Here is a 19,280-nt window from a genome sequence, read left to right on the forward strand (position 1 = left end):
TTTTTCTTCCTGTTACAATTCAACTGTAAACTAGGCTTGCCACTTTCTGTTTAACCTTCTAACGTATATGGGCTCTGCTATTTACCCTCATCGCTGACGTTTTCGTTAAGGTAACAACTTGCCTAGCAAGCGTCATTTTTGTTGTAAAGCTTAAGGCGAAAAATAGCTCTGCACGGTTTATCCCCAAAATTCGAATCAAAAAAGGGAATATCAGTCATTATGCGCTTGGAAGTCAGCTGTCAGGATCGTGTTGGTTTAGCCAAAGATATCTTAGTCGTGTTAGAGCGTTATGGTATTAATTTAATTGCCATTGATGCCAGTAACCAAGGATTCCTGTACTTACAATTTGCCGAAATCAGTTTTGAAACCTTAAGTGCCTTGATGCCGCAGATCCGCAAAGTGGAAAGTGTCCATGATGTGCGTACGGTGTCGTTTATGCCCTCAGAGCAAGAACATTACGCCCTTAAAACCTTGCTTAAAACCTTACCCGACTCCGTTTTCTCCATTGATGCCAAAGCGCGTATCCGTATCGTTAACGAGTCCGCCTTGCTCAATATCGGCATGGGTGAACACGAAGTGCTCGAAGAGTCGCTCAATCATTGGGTGCAAGGTTTTAACTTCAGCCGCTGGTTGAGCGAAAGCCAAGTCTTACCGCAAGCGGCGAGGGTACAAATTGGTCCAAACGAATATTTAGCCGAAATGCTGCCGATTTACCTGCCCGATGAGGATGAGAAAACTATCTTAGTTGGCGCTGTGGTGTCGCTAAAATCCCCCGCGCGGGTTGGAAAACAATTTAACGCGCTGCAGAATCAAACTACTGGCTTTGAAAATGTATTAGCCAGCAGTGACAAAATGAAGGAAGTGCTTAAGCAAGCGCGGCGGATGGCCCAGCTCGATGCGCCTTTATTGATCACAGGTGAAACGGGTACTGGTAAAGAATTAATGGCCAGAGCCAGCCACGATGCCAGTATGCGCCGTGAGAAACCTTTTATCGCCATCAACTGCGCTGCTCTGCCTGACAGCGCCGCCGAAGAAGAACTATTCGGTTACGTCAGTCAGGGCAAAGTCGTTAAACGGGGTTTCTTTGAAGAAGCCAAGGGCGGCACAGTATTTCTCGATGAAGTGGCTGAAATGTCTAAGGCCGCCCAAGTTAAGCTGCTTCGGCTATTGCAAGATGGCACCTTTAGACGTATTGGCGGCGATGAAGAAGTCCGTGCCGATGTGCGGATCATTTGCTCAACCCAGAAAAATTTAGCCGAACTGTGCCAAACCGGTGAGTTTAGGGAAGATTTATACTATCGCATCCATGTGCTGAGTTATCACATACCGTCACTGCGCGAGCGTAAAGTCGATATCATTCCACTGACGGAAATGTTCCTCGAACATTACAGCCAACAGTTATCTAGCCCAGTGCGACGGATTTCGGCCCAGTGCCGCGATCATTTGCTCACCTACGCTTGGCCAGGTAACGTACGCCAATTAAAGAACGCAGTATTTAGAGCTGTGTCTATGTGGGATGGTTCGGCCGAGTTGACGGTAGAACAATTAAAACTGCCGTCCTACGCCGAAGGTTTTGGTTACTTTGACAATGAGTTTGAAGGCAATCTCGACGATGCGATGAAGCAGTTTGAAGCGAGTCTGTTGCGTCGATTATATCCAGCCTATCCGAGCACTAGGCAGTTAGCGAAAAAGCTCGGGGTGTCGCACACCGCTATTGCCAATAAGCTGCGTGAGTACAAGATAGCCAAGCGTCGTTAAGCCGAGTCTTGCTGGCTTGACGCGATAGATGTAACAGTATCGTTCCACTTAGTTGCCGACTTTTCAGGCATATTGCTTACCGAGATATTGATAAGCGGCAACTAGGTTATAAACGTAATGATTAGTTTACGAAATGTGAAATAATTGACCCAAATGTGATTTGGGTCACGCTATAGGAATCTGCGCCAGCTTCGGGTATTTCTACGCGCAACAAATACGTTAAAGCAAGCAAGAGGGCATGCCTCTGTTGGCGCGGATTGCGTAACGTGTGCGCCCTTAATGAGTCAAAGAGTCCGATTAAAATCGCCGAATATAAGCTGGATGACGCCGCGCGTTTTCCAGCACAATAAAATTGTACGCCTAGCCTTAGAAGCACTGGAGCCAATATGAAACTTGCAAGTTATAACAATGGTCGCCGCGATGGTCAGTTGATGTTAGTTAGCCGCGACCTCACTAAAACGGTTACCGTTCCTGCTATTGCCCACACTATGCAGCAATTACTCGACGGTTGGGATTTACTGAAACCGCAATTGCAAGAATTGTACGACGCGTTAAATGAAGGCATGTTAGATAACGCGCAAGCGTTTGACGAAGCTAAGTGTTTGTCGCCACTACCGCGTGCCTACCAATGGGCCGATGGCAGCGCTTATGTGAATCACGTTGAGCTAGTCCGTAAGGCTCGCGGCGCAGAAATGCCTGAAACCTTCTGGACAGATCCGCTGTTCTATCAAGGTGGTTCAGACAGTTTTATTGCCCCTAAAGCCGATATTCCACTGGCGAGTGAAGACTGGGGTATCGATTTCGAATCTGAAATCGCGATCATTACCGATGATGTGCCTATGGGCGTGAGCAGCGACAATGCGGCTAAGCATATTAAATTGTTGATGTTAGTGAACGATGTGTCACTGCGTAACTTAATCCCAGGTGAGTTGGCGAAAGGGTTTGGTTTCTTCCAATCTAAGCCATCGAGCAGTTTTTCACCTGTGGCTGTAACCCCGGATGAACTGGGCGCACGTTGGGAAGATTCTAAAGTGCATTTACCGCTGATCACCCATTTAAACGGTGAATTATTCGGTCGTCCAAATGCGGGCGTCGATATGACATTTAATTTCAGCCAGTTAGTTTCACATGTTGCAAAAACCCGTCCATTGGGCGCTGGTGCGATTATTGGCTCTGGTACTATTTCTAACTATGACCGTAGCGCAGGCTCTAGCTGTTTAGCGGAAAAACGTATGTTAGAAGTGATTGCTGAAGGCAAAGCCACTACGCCATTTATGCGTTTTGGCGACACTGTTCGCATCGAAATGCTCGATGATAACGATGTAACTATTTTCGGTTCTATCGATCAGAAAGTGGTTGAATACAAAGCCTAAGGCTTTCCCTTAAAGGGCTACATCGACTCAAACTAACGGGGCTTAATTGCCCCGTTTTTATACAGACTTTTATAAGGACATGAAAATATGAAACTTTATGGTTATTGGCGCTCAAGCGCGGCGTACCGAGTTCGCATCGCCCTTAATCTTAAGGGGATTTCTGCCGAGCAGTTGTCAGTGCATCTTGTACGTGATGGCGGCGAGCAACATAAAGCGGCCTACAGCGCGCTGAATCCGCTGGAGTTAGTGCCAACCTTAACGTTGGATGATGAGTTAGATGCGGATGCATTGTCGCAATCCTTAGCCATTATCGAATATCTCGATGAGATACACCCACAGTCATCATTATTGCCTGCATCGGCTCTTGAGCGTGCCCATGTGCGCGCCATGGCACTCACGGTAGCCTGTGAAATTCACCCATTAAACAATTTGCGGGTATTGCAGTATTTAACCCAAACCTTAGGGGTCGATGAAGCGGCAAAAAATACTTGGTATCACCACTGGGTTGCAAGTGGTTTTGCTGCCCTAGAAATCTTGTTGAAAAGGCACAGTGGTCGTTACTGCTTTGGGGATACAGTGACATTAGCCGACTTGTGTTTAGTGCCGCAGGTGTATAACGCCATGCGTTTTAATGTGGATTTAACGCCTTATCCCAATATCATGCGCGTGTGGACTGAGTGTAATCAGCTAGAAGCCTTTGCCGATGCGGCCCCGGAGCGCCAAGCGGATGCTGTGTGATGCTTTGTAACGAATAGTGCGGATATAGTGTTTACCAATTGAAAGAATGGATGATGAGGCTTGCTTTGCGAGTCTAATCTCAGCGATGGAGTTTCAATGCTTTTCAGTAAAAAATGTCCGTATTGCAAAGGTAAACTCGGCGCTAAGGATGTGCCGATTAAGGAAGGACGCTGCTGTCATTGTGATAAGCCGATACGGTACAAATTCAATATAATAAATTGGATGCTACTGTTCGTGCCCATCTTTACTGTTAGCGTTAATCTGCTAGACAAAGATGTCTATGGGTTTTGGATTTTTTTTGCGGTAATGGCACCTATTTATAGTCTCGTTTATCTACTCTGTCATGGGGTCGTAAAGTGCTCAGAAACCGATGGCGAAGTGGAGTAAGCCGAATGTCATTCCCGTGGTGTTATTTGATATTGAAGCGAACGATACTGTTATGAGTAATGTATGAGTCATGTTCTGAATAATGTTATGGATGATGCTATGTGTGAAGCAGAGCTAAAGCATCGATTACTCAAATGGATAACCCAAGATTGCGAGCGGGTGAGGGCGCTTGAACTTGCGCTCCAATGCGCCAAAGTACACTCAATGCCGCAGTGGTGCCTTGCGGCGGGATTTGTCCGTAATTTAGTCTGGGATCGCTTGCACGGATTTGAGTTGAGTCCACTAAACGATATCGATCTGATCTATTTTTGCCCGTTAGATATCAGTCCCGAGCGGGATCTGGCAATTGAAACCTATCTTAATCAGCTTGCCCCTGAGTTACCTTGGTCGGTGAAGAATCAGGCGCGCATGCATGTTCGAAATCAAGACATGGCTTACACATCTTGTTTTGATGCGATGGCCTATTGGCCAGAGCTTGAAACCGCAGTCGGGGTGAGCTATCAAGTTGTTGATGTAGAATCTGATACTCAGACTAAGACTGGGACTCAGACTTGTGTTGGGATGAAAAATTATCCCGCGTCTTATGATATTGAGCCGGTGGCTCCTTTTGGGCTGAACTCCTTGTTTGCACTCAAACTGAGCGCCAATCCAAAGCGATCATTATCCGTGTTTGATCACAGAGTCGCGACTAAGGGTTGGCTTACTCGGTATCCTTTGCTTGAGTGTTGCCGCACAAGCTGATCTGCTCATTCACTCTTAATTTGATCCCAGCAGCTCACTCAATCGCCCCATGTAATTTAGCGACTCAATTTAGCAACTCAATTTAGTTACTCACTAATTTAGACCGCTAACAGCATGGGTATCATCCTTAAGCCGTTTTGGTTCGGCCATTTTCTGCTTCTATTCTTCCCCATCTAGTCCCACCAATTTGAACTTAATGGCCAAATCCCCCTCAGCTAAGTGCTTTTTATTGTTATTCAAATGTTAGTTTCGCTAATGGTGTCTACCTCTTGCTGTAGTCATTAGTGATGACTAATACAGAACTGAGCTCACAGAAAATAAAGGTGTACTGTCGATAAATGTTTGAATTTCGTGATTTAGATCCCATGGGTAGTACCTAGAAATGAGTATTGGCTATTCACTTTGATTTGGATCAATAAAGTGGTCGCGCTTCTCTGGCAGTGTAGGCGTCAATTGTTAAGGATGTAATTTAAAACAAAAACCTATGTTGTACATATGGAGTATGATGATGAACAAAAATACTGTTTCTACACTGATCGCTGCCACCCTTTTAGCTGCTGGTTTTTCTGCTTCTGTATCGGCTCACCAAGCAGGTGACATTATCGTTCGTGCGGGTGCCATCGTTGTTGCGCCAAACGAATCAAGCGATGATGTTGCTGGTAAAGGCGAGTTCCAAATCAGTAACGACACTCAACTGGGTTTGAACTTTGGTTATATGTTGACTGATAACTTTGGGGTAGAGCTATTAGCAGCAACGCCTTTTAGCCATGACGTTTCTTTGGGTGGGACTAAAATTGCTGAAACTAAGCAACTGCCGCCAACGCTAGTGGCACAGTACTATTTCGGTAATTCTCAATCAGTGGTTCGCCCTTACATTGGCGTCGGTGTTAATTACACTAACTTTTATGATAATGAGTTCACCAATGATTTAGGTGGTGCGTTAACTGACTTAAGCATGACCACGTCTTGGGGCTTAGCGGCACAAGCGGGTATTGACTATCAGGTTAACAAAAACTGGTTAGTGAACGCATCTGTGTGGTACGCGCAAATTAGCAGCGATGTCAAGTTTAAATTATCGGGTGACACTGTGGTTATTGGTACCGATATTGACCCATGGGTTTATATGGTCAGCGTAGGTTACACTTTCTAATCTACGGATCAGATAAGCGTAAAAAAGGAGCCTTAGGCTCCTTTTTCGTTTGTGCACTTTTATCCTGACATGTTCCACTCAGGTTAAGCCGACTTAGCGCTTTGGCTTTTTAGCCTTCCAGTGGCGAGTGTTATAGATAAATTCGGGTAATAATACGGTGAGCCAAGCGACGAGGCGCCAGCGTTTAGTCACATAGACGCGGCGTTTACCTTGCTTCATTGCTTTGATGATCTGTGCTGCGACTTGTGGCAACGGGGCAAGCCACATTGCACTTTGTTGCATGGCGGCTTTATCGAGTAAACCGAGTTGGATATCGGTAATCGTAATGGGTAACTTGAGGCGCTGGGCGTGCATACATAAGCCCTCAAGGTAATTCTGTCCAAAGGCTTTTGAGGCGTGATAGGCCACACTTGGGCCACCGCGCAAACCTGCGATAGAGTTTATTGCCGCCAGTTGTCCATAACCTTGCTCGCGAAATAGTCTAAATGCCGTATTGCAGATAGCGGCGAAACCTCGCACATTGACATCGATAATGTCTTGCTCTGGCAGCCAAGGCAGCTCAGGATCATAACTATTGAGGCCTGTATTGACTAAGACTAAGTGCGCACCGCCAAGACTCTGCCAGACGGATTCAAGTTGAGTGATAATGGCTTGAGGCTGTTCAATTTGAAGTGAAAATACTTGTACTTTTGTTGGCAAGGATAAGGCAAAATCGCGGAGTGATTCTGGATCTTGGGCGAATAAGACTAATTCAACCTGTTGATCTGCCAATTGCTTTGCAATTTCACGACTTAATTGTGAGCTAGCTCCCACAATTATTGCAGTTGCTTGGGTCATAGGTTTTTCGGCAACGAAATGGTGGCTTATGATAGGAAGATATGTTCGCCAAGACAAGATTTATAGCTTGGGCGTATGGACATCTAGAAGTCTTTATGTATGATTAGGAGAAACAAAATGAACAAATGGTTGCGTTTAAGCGCGTTGAGATTAACTGCTTTAGCATTAATGGCACTAATGGGTGTGTTATCGGGTTGTGCGACACCCAATGCTATCGTGGAGATAAAAGGCGAGACCTTGTATCGCGAACGGATTGCTCTGCCCGCCGAGGCTAAGGTCGTAGTGCAACTGCTCGATGTCTCAAAAATGGATGTGCCAGCCATAGTGATGGCGGAGCGCGTACAACAAGGTGCTGCAACACCAACGCCATTCAGTTTTGCGATTGGCAGCGATCAGTTCCAACCCGGGCACACTTATGCCATAGGTGCACGGATAATGCTCGGTGATAAGTTATTGTTTATTAATACTCAAGCCTATCATATTGACCTCAACTCCACTGAGCCAATGACGATACTGCTAGAGAAAGTCGGTGGCTAGTTAGCTCGCTCAGAAGTGAGCTGACATACGCGCCGAATCCGTTGGTATTTACGAACAGAAGAGGCGCGGTATGCCGGTTAGAATTCCAGATCATCTGCCCGCAGCAGAAGTGTTAGAGTCAGAAAATATTTTCGTTATGTCCGAGACGCGGGCGGCGAATCAAGATATCAGACCGATGAAGGTGCTGATTTTGAACTTGATGCCGAACAAAATCGAGACGGAAACCCAGTTACTACGCTTACTGGGCAACACGCCTTTACAAGTCGATGTGGATTTACTGCGTATTCACGACAAAGAATCCAAGCATACTTCCATTGATCACATGAATACTTTCTACCGTGACTTTGAAGCCGTGCGCCATAAAAATTACGATGGTCTTATCATCACAGGTGCGCCGCTTGGACAAATCGATTTCGAAGATGTGGTTTATTGGGACCATATCCGTGAAATCATCGACTGGTCGCAAGAGCATGTCACCTCAGTGTTGTTTTTATGCTGGGCAGCCCATGCGGGCTTGTATCATCTCTATGGTTTAAATCGAAAAATATTGCCGCAAAAGCGTTCTGGCGTATTTGTGCATCGCCGTACTTCTCAGCATTTCCCGCTACTGCGCGGTTTTGATGATGAATTTTTTGCACCCCATTCCCGTTTTGCCGAAATGGATGTCGAAGAAATTAGACAACATCCACAGCTGCAGCTATTGGCCGAGTCCGATGAGGCAGGGGCTTATTTGGTGTTAAGTCGGAATAATCGTAACTTGTTTGTGATGGGTCACCCTGAATATCAAAAGTCGACCTTAAACGAGGAATATCAGCGAGATTTAAGCCAAGGCTTAGACCCGAATGTGCCACAGAATTATTATCGCAATGATGATCCTAAAGCCGACGCCATTGCCCGTTGGTACAGCCACGGTAGCCTGCTGGTGAGTAACTGGCTCAACTATTACGTCTATCAGTTAACCCCTTACGACTTAAGCGATATGACGGCGATGACACCGTGGGAGTCGCGCTAAGGTTTTGTTTAGCCTTTTATGGTGATGTGGTCACATGGATGTGACTTTAGCTGATCCCCAAAAGCCCTTCATTTATCTCTCCCTTAGAGCCTGCTGTCCACGCTTGACTGCGCTTAATCTCTGCTTTGCTGTAAATCCTTACTGACATTTTCCCTCGATAAAATCTGCACATTAGACTATTAGATACTTGCTTTACGTTCGCGTAAACGTCAGAGTGGTTTTATTGTCGATTTTATTAAACGTCCCGAGGCTGGTACTAGGCTTCGTGGTCAATTTAGGTTGGAGCCTTCATGAGTACTGAACAGTTAAATCAAGATATCGTTATCGTTGCTGCTAAACGCACCCCAATGGGCGGGTTTCAAGGCAACTTATCATCCGTAGCATCACCCATGTTAGCCGCGACGGCCATTAAAGGCTTGTTAGCGGAAACACAATTGGCGGGTGAGCATGTCGATGAAGTCTTGATGGGCTGCGTATTACCCGCAGGTTTAGGTCAAGCGCCTGCGCGTCAGGCAACTTTGGGTGCGGGATTACCCTTATCCGTTGGTGCGACCACAGTGAACAAGGTCTGTGGCTCAGGCATGAAGACGGTAATGTTAGCCCACGATTTGATTAAAGCGGGCAGTGCAAAAGTGGTGATTGCAGGCGGTATGGAAAGCATGAGCCAAGCGCCGTATTTACTCGATAAAGCCCGCGGCGGCATGCGCATGGGCCATGGTAAAGTGTTAGATCACATGTTTTTAGATGGTCTTGAAGATGCCTACACGGGCGGTGCTATGGGAACGTTCGCCCAGAAAACTGCCGATGAATTTGGTATCACCCGCGAGCAGATGGATGCTTTTGCCTTAAGCTCGCTTGAAAAAGCCAATGCCGCGATTAACTCGGGTGCCTTTAAAACCGAAATCACCCCCGTCACAGTCAGTGATCGTCGCGGTGATGTGACTATCGATACCGACGAGCAACCCGGTAATGCCCGCCCTGAAAAAATTCCTACGCTGCGCCCAGCCTTTTCCAAAGATGGCACTATCACAGCGGCAAACTCTAGCTCGATTTCCGATGGTGCAGCGGCATTGATGCTGACCTCACGCGGCGAAGCTGACCGTTTAGGCTTAACTGTATTAGCGACTATTAAAGGCCACACGACTCACGCCCAAGAGCCTTCATTGTTCACTACTGCACCGGTTGGCGCTATGGCGAAATTGCTGGCCAATGTCGGTTGGTCAACGGACGAGGTGGATTTATTCGAAATCAACGAAGCCTTCGCGATGGTGACTATGCTTGCCGTGTCTGAGCTAGGTTTAGATATCGCTAAGGTAAACGTTAATGGCGGCGCCTGTGCCTTAGGCCATCCTATTGGCTGCTCGGGTTCACGTTTGCTGGTGACCTTAATTCATGCTTTAAAAGCCCGCGGCCTGAAGCGCGGTGTTGCCTCGCTGTGTATCGGCGGTGGTGAAGCGACGGCGATGGCCATCGAGGTTTAATCGCAACAGTTTAGTTAAATCAACAAGACGGGGCTGGCAAGGGCAATCACTTCCCTTGAGGATAATCATAATATCGCACCGCCAGCCCATCATTCTACAAGGAAAGGATTGCAACATGACCACACAAGTAAAGCATTACATTGACGGTGAGTTTACCCAAGGTACGGGCACATCGCAGATTATTGTCACCAATCCCGCGAATAACTCGCCGATTGCCGTGATTAATGCTGCTACGAGCGAAGAAGTTCACGCAGCCATTGCTAGCGCCAAAGCCGCCTTCAAAACGTGGAAAGAAGTGCCAGTTTCTGAACGTGCGCGCGTCATGTTGCGTTATCAACATCTGCTAAAAGAACATCACGACGAACTTGCGACCATTCTTGCCCATGAAACGGGTAAAACCTTCGAAGATGCCAAGGGCGATGTATGGCGCGGTATCGAAGTCGCTGAACACGCTTGTAACGTGGCGTCATTATTGATGGGCGAAACCGTTGAGAACGTCGCGCGTTCAATCGACACTTATAGCTACACTCAACCACTGGGTGTGTGTGCTGGTATTACGCCATTTAACTTCCCTGCGATGATCCCGTTATGGATGTTCCCACTGGCGATTGCCTGCGGTAACACCTTCATTTTGAAACCTTCAGAACAAGATCCAATGACGCCGCAGCGCCTTGTTGAACTGTTTGTTGAAGCGGGCGCACCTAAGGGCGTATTGCAATTAGTGCATGGCGACAAAACTGCCGTGGATATTCTGCTGGCAGACCCTGCAATTAAAGCCATTTCCTTCGTCGGTTCAGTGGCTGTGGGCCAGTATATTTATAAAACCGGTACCGATAACTTAAAACGCGTACAAGCCTTTGCGGGCGCAAAAAATCACTGCGTCATTATGCCTGATGCGAACAAACAGCAAGTGATCAATAACTTAGTTGGCGCTTCTGTGGGCGCGGCGGGTCAGCGCTGTATGGCGATTTCGGTTGCCGTGTTTGTTGGCGCAGCTAAAGAGTGGATCCCAGAACTCAAAGAAGCCTTAGCCAAAGTTCGCCCAGGTTTATGGGACGATAAAGAAGCCGGTTACGGCCCTGTCATAAGCCCTGCAGCCAAGGCACGCGTGCTCAAGCTTATCAAGCAGGGGATTGATGAAGGCGCCGAGTGTTTACTCGATGGCAGCGACTTTACCGTGGAAGGTTATGAGTCAGGCAACTGGATTGGCCCAACCATGTTCAATAAAGTCTCCACAGAGATGAGCATCTATAAGGAAGAAATCTTCGGCCCTGTACTGTGTTGCATGGAGTCAGACTCCTTAGAAGCGGCCATCGAATTAGTCAATGCCAGCCCGTATGGCAACGGCACTTCTATCTTCACCGCCAGCGGCGCGGCGGCCCGTAAATATCAACACGAAATAGAAGTCGGCCAAGTGGGAATTAACGTACCTATTCCTGTGCCATTGCCTTTCTTCTCATTCACAGGTTGGAAGGGCAGTTTCTACGGCGATCAACATGCTTACGGTAAACAAGCGGTACGTTTCTATACCGAGACTAAGACCATCACTTCACGCTGGTTTGAGTCCGATATCGCCGTGGCGTCTACGCCAAACATGAGCATTAACTTGCGCTAAGCTCGTACGTCAAGCTCGGTGATTAATCGATAAACCACGGCGTCTTTACGGCGCCCAATTTATAAAATAAAAAAGTGACCACAGAGTCATAGGAGAGCCAAATGGATTTTAATTTCAACGATGACCAACGCCAGTTTGCCGATCTTGCGCGCCAGTTTGCCGCGGAAGAGTTAACCCCGTTTGCCGCCAAGTGGGATGAAGAACATCATTTCCCCAAAGACGTGATCCAAAAAGCCGGTGAGCTGGGTTTTTGCTCGCTTTATTCGCCAGAATCTGAAGGTGGCATGGGCTTATCGCGCCTCGATGCGTCGATTATTTTTGAAGAGCTCGCCAAGGGCTGCACTGCGACCACGGCCATGCTGACTATTCACAATATGGCCACTTGGATGGTGACGACTTGGGGCACTGAAACCCTGCGTCAGACTTGGTCTGAGCCGTTAACCACAGGGCAAATGTTAGCGTCCTATTGTTTAACTGAGCCGGGCGCGGGTTCAGACGCTGCATCTTTGCAAACCAAAGCGGTGCGTGACGGCGATGAGTATGTGATTTCAGGTTCGAAAATGTTTATCTCAGGTGCGGGCGCAACTGAACTATTAGTGGTGATGTGCCGCACAGGTCAAGCTGGGCCTAAGGGGATTTCTGCCATTGCCATTCCGGCAGATGCCGCTGGCGTTATCTACGGTAAGACCGAAGATAAAATGGGCTGGAATGCCCAGCCGACCCGTCAAATCACCTTTGAAAACGTGCGTGTGCCAGTAGCGAATTTGCTCGGTGAAGAAGGTCAAGGGTTTGCCTTCGCGATGAAAGGCTTAGACGGTGGTCGTATCAATATCGCGACCTGTTCAGTAGGCACTGCGCAAGCGGCGCTGGAACGTGCAACTCAGTATATGAATGAGCGTCAGCAATTTGGTAAACCGTTAGCGGCTTTCCAAGCACTACAATTTAAGCTCGCCGATATGGCGACTGAGTTAGTCGCTGCTCGCCAAATGGTGCGCCTCGCGGCCTTTAAGCTCGATAGCAACGATCCTGAAGCCACCGCCTATTGCGCCATGGCAAAACGTTTTGCCACCGATGTGGGCTTTCAAGTCTGTGATGCGGCGCTGCAAATTCATGGCGGATATGGTTATATAAGGGAGTACCCGCTGGAACGTCACTTCCGTGATGTGCGTGTGCACCAGATTTTAGAAGGCACCAACGAAATTATGCGCTTAATTATCGCCCGTCGTTTACTCGATGAAAATGCAGGACAAATCCTCTAAGTCCACTCGCAAGAAGTGTGACTTATCGGTTGGCGATAACATAAAAGGAGTCTATACAGATGGAATATTTAGTAGAACGTATCGAAGGCCATACGGCCATTCTGACGATGAATAATCCACCGGCAAATACTTGGACCGCCGAGAGTTTGCAGGCGCTCAAAGCTAAAGTGCTTGAGCTGAACGCGAATAAAGAAATTTATGCCTTAGTGTTAACGGGCCAAGGGCAAAAGTTCTTCTCTGCCGGCGCCGATTTGAAGCTGTTTAGTGACGGCGACAAAGGCAATGCGGCGACGATGGCAAAGCATTTCGGTGAAGCCTTTGAAACCTTAAGTCAATTCCGCGGTGTATCGATTGCCGCGATTAACGGTTATGCCATGGGCGGCGGCTTAGAAGTCGCACTGGCCTGTGATATTCGCATCGCCGAAATTCAAGCTGTGATGGCATTGCCTGAAGCGACAGTGGGTTTATTACCTTGCGCAGGTGGCACCCAAAATCTGACCGCATTAGTCGGTGAAGGCTGGGCTAAGCGGATGATTTTATGCGGTGAGCGCGTCGATGCGACTCAAGCTTTGAATCTGCGTTTAGTTGAAGAAGTGGTCGACACGGGCGAAGCCCTTAATGCGGCAATCGCGTTGGCCGTTAAAGTCGCTAACCAAAGCCCAAGCAGCGTCACAGCGTGCAAAACACTCATTCAAGCGGGCCGCACTATGGCGCGTAGCCAAGCGCTGCCGATTGAGCGTGAATTATTTGTCGGGTTATTTGATACCGAAGATCAGGCCGAAGGCGTGAATGCGTTTTTGGGCAAACGTAAAGCTGATTGGAAGAACCGCTAATGACTAATGTAGTAGATATCGTAAATCAGGCCACGACCACGCAAAACGTGGTTTTTCAAACCTTAGCCACCGCGTCCGGTAAGTTGATTGGGGTGGTGACACTCAATGTGGAAAAAGCCCTCAACGCCTTAGATTTAGACATGGTGCGCGCTATGACGGCGCAGCTCAATCTATGGAAGAAAGACTCGCTTATCGCTTGTATCGTTTTAGATGGCAGCGGTGAGAAGGCCTTTTGTGCGGGTGGTGATGTGCGCGCCTTATACCATGCATCCATTGCCGCTAAAGGACAAGTGACTGAGGAGGCAAAGGTGTTCTTCGAAGAGGAATATCGTCTCGATTATCTACTGCATACCTTTGGCAAACCTGTGTTGGTGTGGGGCGACGGCATTGTTATGGGCGGCGGGCTCGGTTTGATGGCGGGCGCAAGCCACAGAGTCGTTACCGAAACTTCGCGCATTGCTATGCCTGAAGTGACGATTGGCCTGTACCCCGATGTGGGCGGCAGTTATTTCCTTAATCGCATGCAGGGCAAAATGGGACTGTTTTTAGGGCTCACGGCCTATCAACTCAATGCTGCCGATGCCTGTTATGTGGGCCTTGCGGATCATTACCTGAACCGTGACGACAAAGAACTGATGTTCGATGCCATGGCCACCTTAGATTGGAGCGATACACCGGCGCTTAATCATCAACGCTTAGATAGCATGATCAACGAGTTATCTAATCAAGTGGATATCCCGAAGGGCGAAAGTGTATTGGCGGACAGCCAAGATAATATCGACCGACTGATGGCGGGGAGTTTAGAGGATATTGTCACCCGTATGTCGACGTTAGCGTCGGAGGATGCTTGGTTAATGAAGGCGCGCGACACCTTCCTTGCGGGCAGTCCTATCAGCTGGCATCTGGTTAATATCCAATCACAGCTAGGTACTAAGTTAAGCCTAGCAGAGTGTTTTAAATGGGAATTAACCGCCAGCGTTAACGTGTGTGCCCATGGTGATTTCTGTGAAGGGGTTCGCGCACTCTTGATTGATAAAGACAGACAACCCCAGTGGCGCTTTAAGGATGTTAACTCAGTGCCTACCGCCGTACTTGAGCAAATATTGACTTCCCCTTGGGGCGAGGCGCATCCCTTTAGCCAACTGAGCTAAGCGTTGAGTTGATTAGCGCAGACTTGATTAGCGCTGAGTGTATAGGCTCAGCCAAGCTCGCTTTACTCTGTGATAACGACAGCATCATCAACGGACTAGCAGTATCACTACACTAAAAAAAGAACAGCACACAGGAGTGACAGCATGAGTACAGTAGCATTTATCGGTTTAGGTAATATGGGCGGCCCAATGGCGGCCAATTTATTAAAAGCGGGCATGACGGTTCGTGTATTTGATTTAGTCCCAGAAGCCATGCACAGCCTTGCCGAGCAAGGGGCTTTTGTTTCTAGCACGGCCTGCGGCGCGGCGGCGGGTGCCAATGTGGTGATCACTATGCTGCCTGCGGGCAAGCATGTGAAAAGTTTATATTTAGGCAATGGCACAGACAAAGGACTGCTCGAAGTGGTTGCGGGTGATACCTTACTGATCGATTGCTCGACCATCGATGCGCAAAGCGCGCAATTGGTAGCGGCCGAAGCGGCTAAAAGCGGCATAGAGTTTATGGATGCACCGGTTTCTGGCGGCACAGCAGGCGCGGCGGCGGGTACTTTAACCTTTATTTGTGGTGGTTCCGATAGCGCTTTTGAGCGGGGTCAGCCAGTGCTTAAAGCAATGGGGGTGAACATATTCCACGCCGGTGGCCCAGGTGCGGGACAAGTCGCTAAAATCTGCAATAACATGCTGTTATCTGTGTTGATGGTTGGCACTTCAGAGGCGCTGCAAATGGGCATTGACCATGGTCTCGATCCCAAAGTCTTGTCCGACATTATGAAGGTCAGCAGTGGTGGTAACTGGACATTAGAGAAGTACAATCCATGCCCAGGTGTGATGGAGACTGTACCTTCTTCTAAGGGCTATCAGGGCGGCTTTATGGTAGATTTGATGGTTAAAGATCTCGGTCTGTCCCAAGAAGCCGCATTATTGAGCAACTCCAGCACGCCAATGGGCGCTTTAGCCCGCAGTTTGTATGTGAATCATGCAAGACAAGGCAATGGCCGCCGAGATTTTTCCAGTATTTTTGAACAATTTGCACAACTTAAAAAATAGACATAGTTAACAAGGGATAACCAGATGGATTTAAAAGATAAGGTTGTCGTCATTACTGGCGGCGCGGGTGGCTTAGGTCTGGCAATGGCGCAAAATTTTGCGCAGGCGGGTGCTAAGATAGCGCTTATCGACGTGGACCAAGAAAAACTCGAGCGAGCCTGTGCTGAGCTTGGATCGGACACTGAAGTCCAAGGTTATGCCTTAGACATTACCGACGAAGAAGACGTCGTGGCAGGTTTTGCCTATATTCTCGAAGATTTTGGCCAAGTGAACGTGTTAGTGAACAACGCCGGCATTCTGCGTGATGGCCTGTTAGTCAAAGCCAAAGACGGCAAAGTCACCGACCGTATGTCTTATGAGCAATTCCAATCTGTGATCAATGTGAACTTGACGGGCAGCTTCCTCTGCGGTCGTGAAGCGGCAGCGGCCATGATTGAATCCGGTCAAGCGGGCGTGATTGTCAACATCTCTAGCCTAGCGAAAGCGGGCAACATGGGTCAGTCAAACTACGCCGCCTCCAAAGCGGGCGTTGCGGCCATGTCTGTTGGCTGGGCGAAGGAATTAGCACGTTACAATATCCGTAGCGCAGCGGTTGCACCGGGCGTTATCGCTACTGAGATGACGGCGGCAATGAAACCTGAGGCGCTGGAGCGTTTAGAGAAGCTAGTGCCAGTAGGACGCCTTGGTCATGCAGACGAGATAGCTTCTACCGTACGCTTTATTATTGAGAACGACTATGTAAATGGTCGCGTGTTCGAAATCGATGGTGGTATTCGTCTGTAATGACGATATCTTATTGATATTCATAAAAACCGAGCTGAGGCTCGGTTTTTTATTGCGTAAAGAAACATAATGGCATTTTGAACTCAGTCTTTGGATTTATTTAGATTTCACTGTTGGAGTTGACATTTAGTTGTTAACCTTCAACAATCGCCCTCCAGTTTTTTTACATAACTTTACATACATGTTTGTCGCATGTAATGGAGCTTAACATCCGGATGTCTTGGCAGGATAAAGCCCTCTGGCTTGAGAAAATCACTAAACGCATGATGTTAATCGTGGGTGTCCTAGGATTGATTGTGATCTATTGCGGGTTCTTTTTTCTGCTCTTCAGTGGTCGCTCTGTGGCCGTGATCCCGTGGTTTTTCCTTATCTCACCTTGGGTGTGTATTTATTTTGGCTTAACGCAAGTACAGCAAGTGCAAGTGGTAAATTGGTTCTTAAAAAAATTTAAAAAATAACCAATTTCTGCAAGTTCCTATTTTGTTTCGGTTTGTGCAGTTGGCAAACATTGGGGAGAAACAATGAAGTTACATGGATATTTATGGGTGCTAGGGAGTTTGTTTTGTTTGGGGGCTTGCGAGCGCTCGAACAAAGAAACACCGCATCTTAGTGATAATGGTGAGCGTATTGTTGCGCCCTATGGCAGTTGGCTGTCTCCCTTATCGGCAAACGATGTATTTGAACAGGCCGATAATGTCGCCGAGTTACAAAGCGTAGATGGGGCGATTTATTTCTCTGAATCCGATGGTGATAAGCAAGGCCAAGTAGGGATTAAGCGTCTCGATAAAAAGGGCAATATCGCCGACGTCGTGCCGCCAAGCTTTAATGTTAAATCCGCTGTTCATGAATACGGCGGCGCCGCCTTTTTAGGGATAGGCCAGAGTTTATTTGCCACTAAGGCACAGGATCAACTGTTTTATCGTTTCGCCCCTAATCAACCCCCCCTGCCGTTAACGCCTAATGGCACCCGTCATGCTGACTGTATCGCTTATCCTAAAGGGTCGCGGATTATCTGTGTGCGCGAGGATCATCGCCAGCCCGGTGAGCCCAAGGCGAGTCTAGTAACAATCAATCTTAACTTTGCTGGTGAAGGCGATACCTTTGTCTCGGGGCATGACTTTATTTCTTCGCCTGCCATCTCGCCCGATAACAGCCAACTGGCGTGGATCACGTGGGAACATCCCTATATGCCATGGGATAACAGTATTCTATGGCTTGGCGATCTCGACCGTAAAGGGCAACTGCACAATATTCGTAAGGTCAACACGCCTACGGATTCTTCCGTGACGCAGCCATTATTCAGTCCTGATGGACAATTGTATGTCGTGTCGGATATCAGTAACTGGTGGAATATCTATCGAGTCACGGCACAAAATACCTTAGCCCCAGTGCTGAACAAAAAAGCCGAGTTTGCCGTGGCAGATTGGTATTTAGGCAATCACAACTACGCCTTCGAATCCGAAAAAACCATCATTGCCAGCTATATGCTTGGCAGTCAGGCGGCGCTAATTCGGTTGCATTTGGATTCGGGTTTGACCGAGTCCTTAGCCGTCGATTTCGGCGAAATCACCCAAGTGATCAGGGGCGAAGATGCCGTCTATTTTGTTGGCGCTAAGGCGACGCCAGAGAAGGGGATTTATAAAGTCATCGGCCGCGGCACTGAGTTGGTGTATACGCCTAACTTGCCAAAGCTTGATCCCAATTATATTTCTCGGGCAAAAAATATTACCTTTAAAACCGGCGTTAACCAGCAAGCCTACGGTTATTTTTATGGGCCGGTTAACCCCAACTATACTGCGCCCCATGATACCCGCCCGCCGCTCATAGTGATGTTGCACGGCGGCCCAACGGCGCGGGCGAGTCTGGCTTATCGCAGTGATATTCAATTTTGGACCAGCCGCGGCTTTGCGGTACTCGATGTTAATTTTCGCGGTAGCAGTGGTTTTGGCCGTGCCTATCGTCAGAGTATTTACGGCAAATGGGGCCAAGCCGATGTGGAAGATGCGGTCAATGCGGCCCGTTATTTAGTCGATAAAGGTTGGGTTGATGGACAAAAGCTGGCGATTCGAGGCGTAAGCGCAGGTGGGTTAACAGTGATGTCGTCCTTGGCTTTTTATGATGTGTTTCAAGCGGGGGTCAGTTATGCGGGGATCAGTGATTTTGAACAGCTGGCCAAGAGTACCCATAAGTTTGAGACGGGGTATTTAGATCAGCTCATTGGTCCCTATGCGAACAATCAAGCCCGTTATAGGGAGCTGTCGCCGCTGTATCATCTTGAAGGCTTGAATGAGCCCTTGTTAATTTTTCAAGGCTTGCGGGATCAAATTGTGCCGCCACAGCAGTCGCGACAAATTTATGAGGCGTTAAAAGTCAGAGGTGTGCCAACAGCTTATATTGCCTATCAAGATGAGCCACACGGCGGTTGGAAGCCCGAACACAGGGCCGCAGGATTAGAGACCGAACTCGCATTTTATGGGCAAGTGTTTAACTTCACCCCTGCGGGTAAGCTGGCAACATTGGTGCTGGATAATGCTGCGGCGTTAAAGCCGACCTTAGTCCGCAATCAATAACGCAGTAT

General features: G+C 48.1%; 17 protein-coding genes. 16 read left to right on the top strand and 1 reads right to left on the bottom strand.

The annotated features are described in order from the left end of the window. Positions 1-219 precede the first annotated feature (219 nt). From tyrR to ompW, 5 genes are all read left to right on the top strand, one after another. Entirely contained in the window at positions 220-1,758 is a 1,539-nt protein-coding gene (gene tyrR, locus BM607_RS01965; protein ID WP_006085271.1) for a transcriptional regulator TyrR, read from the top strand. Positions 1,759-2,144: 386 nt separating this feature from the next. Beyond that, positions 2,145-3,131 carry a fumarylacetoacetate hydrolase family protein gene (locus tag BM607_RS01970; RefSeq protein WP_071939062.1) on the top strand — a complete coding sequence of 329 codons (987 nt, stop codon included), beginning with the start codon at positions 2,145-2,147 and terminating at the stop codon, positions 3,129-3,131. An 87-nt stretch (positions 3,132-3,218) separates the two neighbouring features. Further along, positions 3,219-3,869, top strand: coding sequence for a maleylacetoacetate isomerase (gene maiA, locus BM607_RS01975; protein ID WP_071939061.1), 651 nt, complete (start codon positions 3,219-3,221; stop codon positions 3,867-3,869). 450 nt (positions 3,870-4,319) lie between these two features. Then, positions 4,320-4,997 carry a nucleotidyltransferase family protein gene (locus BM607_RS01985; RefSeq protein ID WP_071939059.1) on the top strand — a complete coding sequence of 226 codons (678 nt, stop codon included), beginning with the start codon at positions 4,320-4,322 and terminating at the stop codon, positions 4,995-4,997. Between the two features lie 505 nt (positions 4,998-5,502). After that, a complete protein-coding gene (gene ompW / locus BM607_RS01990) occupies positions 5,503-6,147 on the top strand; it encodes an outer membrane protein OmpW (RefSeq protein ID WP_037391022.1) in 645 nt (214 codons plus the stop codon). Positions 6,148-6,240: 93 nt separating this feature from the next. On the opposite strand, the gene BM607_RS01995 is transcribed toward ompW, so the two are convergent. Continuing rightward, entirely contained in the window at positions 6,241-6,984 is a 744-nt protein-coding gene (locus BM607_RS01995) for an SDR family NAD(P)-dependent oxidoreductase (RefSeq protein WP_006081021.1), read from the bottom strand. Between the two features lie 117 nt (positions 6,985-7,101). Between BM607_RS01995 and BM607_RS02000 the strand changes: the two genes are divergently transcribed. The 11 genes from BM607_RS02000 (at position 7,102) to BM607_RS02050 (ending at position 19,272) form a co-directional block, all read left to right on the top strand. Further along, positions 7,102-7,521, top strand: a complete 420-nt coding sequence (locus tag BM607_RS02000) for a YbaY family lipoprotein (protein ID WP_006081022.1) — start codon at positions 7,102-7,104, stop codon at positions 7,519-7,521. 70 nt (positions 7,522-7,591) lie between these two features. Continuing rightward, on the top strand, positions 7,592-8,533 hold the full coding sequence (gene metA / locus BM607_RS02005) for a homoserine O-succinyltransferase (RefSeq protein ID WP_071939058.1): 942 nt from the start codon (positions 7,592-7,594) through the stop codon (positions 8,531-8,533). 290 nt (positions 8,534-8,823) lie between these two features. Next, the gene (locus BM607_RS02010; RefSeq protein WP_071939057.1) at positions 8,824-10,014 is read left to right on the top strand and encodes an acetyl-CoA C-acyltransferase; all 1,191 of its coding nucleotides are present in this window, start codon (positions 8,824-8,826) and stop codon (positions 10,012-10,014) included. 115 nt (positions 10,015-10,129) lie between these two features. Then, positions 10,130-11,629, top strand: coding sequence for a CoA-acylating methylmalonate-semialdehyde dehydrogenase (locus tag BM607_RS02015; RefSeq protein WP_012088747.1), 1,500 nt, complete (start codon positions 10,130-10,132; stop codon positions 11,627-11,629). 101 nt (positions 11,630-11,730) lie between these two features. After that, complete coding sequence (locus BM607_RS02020) at positions 11,731-12,888, top strand: acyl-CoA dehydrogenase family protein (RefSeq protein ID WP_071939056.1); 1,158 nt, start codon at positions 11,731-11,733, stop codon at positions 12,886-12,888. A gap of 59 nt (positions 12,889-12,947) precedes the next feature. Next, positions 12,948-13,721: an enoyl-CoA hydratase gene (locus tag BM607_RS02025; protein ID WP_071939055.1), complete on the top strand. Its 774-nt coding sequence runs from the start codon at positions 12,948-12,950 to the stop codon at positions 13,719-13,721. Then, positions 13,721-14,872 carry an enoyl-CoA hydratase/isomerase family protein gene (locus BM607_RS02030; protein ID WP_071939054.1) on the top strand — a complete coding sequence of 384 codons (1,152 nt, stop codon included), beginning with the start codon at positions 13,721-13,723 and terminating at the stop codon, positions 14,870-14,872. The genes BM607_RS02025 and BM607_RS02030 overlap by 1 nt, the downstream gene beginning before the upstream one ends. A gap of 144 nt (positions 14,873-15,016) precedes the next feature. Beyond that, positions 15,017-15,919, top strand: coding sequence for a 3-hydroxyisobutyrate dehydrogenase (gene mmsB / locus BM607_RS02035; protein WP_006085281.1), 903 nt, complete (start codon positions 15,017-15,019; stop codon positions 15,917-15,919). A 24-nt stretch (positions 15,920-15,943) separates the two neighbouring features. Further along, positions 15,944-16,702, top strand: a complete 759-nt coding sequence (locus BM607_RS02040) for an SDR family oxidoreductase (RefSeq protein ID WP_006081032.1) — start codon at positions 15,944-15,946, stop codon at positions 16,700-16,702. A 215-nt stretch (positions 16,703-16,917) separates the two neighbouring features. Next, entirely contained in the window at positions 16,918-17,160 is a 243-nt protein-coding gene (locus BM607_RS02045; protein WP_006081033.1) for a hypothetical protein, read from the top strand. A gap of 63 nt (positions 17,161-17,223) precedes the next feature. Continuing rightward, a complete protein-coding gene (locus BM607_RS02050) occupies positions 17,224-19,272 on the top strand; it encodes a prolyl oligopeptidase family serine peptidase (protein ID WP_006081034.1) in 2,049 nt (682 codons plus the stop codon). The last annotated feature ends 8 nt before the right edge of the window (positions 19,273-19,280 follow it).

It is taken from the genome of Shewanella sp. SACH (assembly GCF_001887095.2).
Classification (GTDB): domain Bacteria; phylum Pseudomonadota; class Gammaproteobacteria; order Enterobacterales; family Shewanellaceae; genus Shewanella; species Shewanella baltica.

What these genes read in the sequence shown, in the direction of transcription:
- maiA (WP_071939061.1), top strand. Translation starts at nt 3,219, where the DNA reads ATGAAACTTTATGGTTATTGGCGCTCAAGCGCGGCGTACCGAGTTCGC.
- BM607_RS02010 (WP_071939057.1), top strand. Translation starts at nt 8,824, where the DNA reads ATGAGTACTGAACAGTTAAATCAAGATATCGTTATCGTTGCTGCTAAA.
- metA (WP_071939058.1), top strand. Translation starts at nt 7,592, where the DNA reads ATGCCGGTTAGAATTCCAGATCATCTGCCCGCAGCAGAAGTGTTAGAG.
- BM607_RS01995 (WP_006081021.1), bottom strand. Translation starts at nt 6,984, where the DNA reads ATGACCCAAGCAACTGCAATAATTGTGGGAGCTAGCTCACAATTAAGT.
- tyrR (WP_006085271.1), top strand. Translation starts at nt 220, where the DNA reads ATGCGCTTGGAAGTCAGCTGTCAGGATCGTGTTGGTTTAGCCAAAGAT.
- BM607_RS01970 (WP_071939062.1), top strand. Translation starts at nt 2,145, where the DNA reads ATGAAACTTGCAAGTTATAACAATGGTCGCCGCGATGGTCAGTTGATG.
- BM607_RS02045 (WP_006081033.1), top strand. Translation starts at nt 16,918, where the DNA reads ATGTCTTGGCAGGATAAAGCCCTCTGGCTTGAGAAAATCACTAAACGC.
- mmsB (WP_006085281.1), top strand. Translation starts at nt 15,017, where the DNA reads ATGAGTACAGTAGCATTTATCGGTTTAGGTAATATGGGCGGCCCAATG.
- BM607_RS02015 (WP_012088747.1), top strand. Translation starts at nt 10,130, where the DNA reads ATGACCACACAAGTAAAGCATTACATTGACGGTGAGTTTACCCAAGGT.
- BM607_RS01985 (WP_071939059.1), top strand. Translation starts at nt 4,320, where the DNA reads ATGAGTCATGTTCTGAATAATGTTATGGATGATGCTATGTGTGAAGCA.
- BM607_RS02020 (WP_071939056.1), top strand. Translation starts at nt 11,731, where the DNA reads ATGGATTTTAATTTCAACGATGACCAACGCCAGTTTGCCGATCTTGCG.
- BM607_RS02030 (WP_071939054.1), top strand. Translation starts at nt 13,721, where the DNA reads ATGACTAATGTAGTAGATATCGTAAATCAGGCCACGACCACGCAAAAC.
- BM607_RS02000 (WP_006081022.1), top strand. Translation starts at nt 7,102, where the DNA reads ATGAACAAATGGTTGCGTTTAAGCGCGTTGAGATTAACTGCTTTAGCA.
- BM607_RS02050 (WP_006081034.1), top strand. Translation starts at nt 17,224, where the DNA reads ATGAAGTTACATGGATATTTATGGGTGCTAGGGAGTTTGTTTTGTTTG.
- BM607_RS02025 (WP_071939055.1), top strand. Translation starts at nt 12,948, where the DNA reads ATGGAATATTTAGTAGAACGTATCGAAGGCCATACGGCCATTCTGACG.
- BM607_RS02040 (WP_006081032.1), top strand. Translation starts at nt 15,944, where the DNA reads ATGGATTTAAAAGATAAGGTTGTCGTCATTACTGGCGGCGCGGGTGGC.
- ompW (WP_037391022.1), top strand. Translation starts at nt 5,503, where the DNA reads ATGATGAACAAAAATACTGTTTCTACACTGATCGCTGCCACCCTTTTA.